The sequence below is a fragment of the Terrisporobacter muris genome (assembly GCF_024621905.1).
In the GTDB taxonomy this organism is placed as follows: Bacteria; Bacillota; Clostridia; order Peptostreptococcales; family Peptostreptococcaceae; genus Terrisporobacter; species Terrisporobacter muris.
In genome coordinates this window covers 1-1,953 of the sequence record NZ_JANKBY010000492.1, presented here as the reverse complement: position 1 = coordinate 1,953, position 1,953 = coordinate 1, and the positions used below count along the sequence as shown (strand labels likewise).

2 protein-coding genes are annotated in these 1,953 nt (G+C 28.7%); both read left to right on the top strand.

Features of this window, described 5'->3' with window-relative positions; all coding sequences use genetic code 11:
* The first annotated feature begins 80 nt into the window (after nt 1-80).
* On the top strand, nt 81-764 hold the full coding sequence (locus tag NSA58_RS19645; RefSeq protein WP_039679927.1) for a GTP pyrophosphokinase: 684 nt from the start codon (nt 81-83) through the stop codon (nt 762-764).
* A 153-nt stretch (nt 765-917) separates the two neighbouring features.
* Nucleotides 918-1,763, top strand: coding sequence for a thermonuclease family protein (locus NSA58_RS19640; RefSeq protein ID WP_052233004.1), 846 nt, complete (start codon nt 918-920; stop codon nt 1,761-1,763).
* Nucleotides 1,764-1,953 lie beyond the last annotated feature (190 nt).

Below are 1,953 nucleotides of genomic sequence, written 5' to 3'. Positions count from 1 at the left end.
AATTTAGAGTTAATATAAAAATGATAAAAATAAATTAACAATTATAATGAGTTATTTTGATATGGAGGGAGAGCCTACAAATGATAAAAGAGCAAATAAGGGATCAACTTATAAAAGGATTAATTGATGACAATGTTATAGATTTATTTCAACGTAATATGATGCCTCTTAATCAACTTATGTCTTATTATCGTTGTGCAATTATGGAAGTGGAAACAAAATTCAAAGTATTAAATGAACAATTTTCCCTTCAATATGATAGAAATCCAATAGAAACAATAAAATCTAGACTAAAGTCACCAGAAGGAATAGTTAAAAAATTAAAGCGAAAAGGCTATCCTTTTTCTCTAGAATCAATAGAAAAAAATATAAATGATATTGCAGGGATAAGGGTTATTTGTTCCTTCCCAGAAGATATATATTTACTGGCAGAATGTTTATTGCAACAAGATGACATAACTTTAGTAGAAGTGAAAGACTATATAAAAAATCCTAAGGAAAGTGGATATAGAAGTCTACATCTGATTATAGAAGTGCCGATTTTCTTAGAAAATGAAAAGAAAAATATGAAAGTGGAAGTTCAACTAAGAACTATCGCAATGGATTTTTGGGCAAGTTTGGAGCATAAATTACGTTATAAAAAAGATATACCTGAAGATGAGGCAGACTTCTTAGCTAGAGAGTTAGTAGAATGTGCGAAAATTAGTGCAGATTTAGATAATCGTATGGAGCAAATAAGAAATAGAATATTAGTAAATAGTTAGTAATTTAAGTCATATGGATTTACGTCCATATGACTTTTTTAATTGTAAGGCAAATTAATACAAAAATTTATTTAGTATTTGTTATAAAAAAGTTATACTTATATTATTACTTAAAAAAATGTAAAAAAATGTAGAAATAATAAGGAGAGACATATGAAATTATTTAAGACAAACAAATTTAAATCATTATTATTAGTAGGAGCATTGTCTTTATCATTATTCTTTGGAGGATGTTCTAGTGCTACAGGTACATTAAGTACAATAACTGGATCTAACACCACTCAGGAAACAAATGATAATTCTGTGCCAAAGGGATCAGCAGAGGCTTCTGTAGAAAGAGTGATTGATGGTGATACAGTAAAGGTGAAATTAAAAGATTCTGGAGAAACAGTTAGTTTAAGATTATTGCTAGTAGACACACCAGAATCAGTTAAGCCAGGTGTGGATCCACAGCCATATTCAATAGATGCATCAAATTTTGCCAAACAGTCACTTAAAGCAGGAGAAAAAGTATATCTAGAATATGATAATGGAGACAAAACTGATAAATATAATAGACATTTATGTTATTTATGGTTTTACAGCAAAGAAGATAAAAGTTGGAAAATGTTCAATGAAAGTCTTATAGAGAAAGGATTTGCAAGAGTTGGATATATTTATTCTCAAAAAAGACATCTAGACACTTTATATGCTGCTCAGGATAAAGCCAAGGCTAAGAAATTAAATATATGGTCAGTAGACGGATATGTTACAGACAAAGGATTTGATGTAGATGCATATAACAAAGGTGGAGGGGCAACATCAACTTCAACTTCAAATAGCTCTAATAATAATACAAACCAAAGTAATGTTAATGAAATTGTATATGCCAACGGAGGTAATTCAAGTTCAAATAAATATCATTTATCTAGAGATGCTCATGGGATGAAGGGTGCTATTAAAATGACTGAATCAAAAGCTAAATCTCAAGGGTATGAAGCATGTGGATTATGCTATTAAAAGGCTATAAAAAAATAAAATTATAAGATAAAAAATATATAAATTTAAAATGGACTCTAGATTTTTGTAAGCATAAACCTAGAGTCCATTTATAATGATTATTTATTAGTTAATAGTTCAATACCTTTTTCTATAAAGGTGATAACATCTTCTCTAGTTGAGTATTCAGCAGAACTATTGAAAATATTAT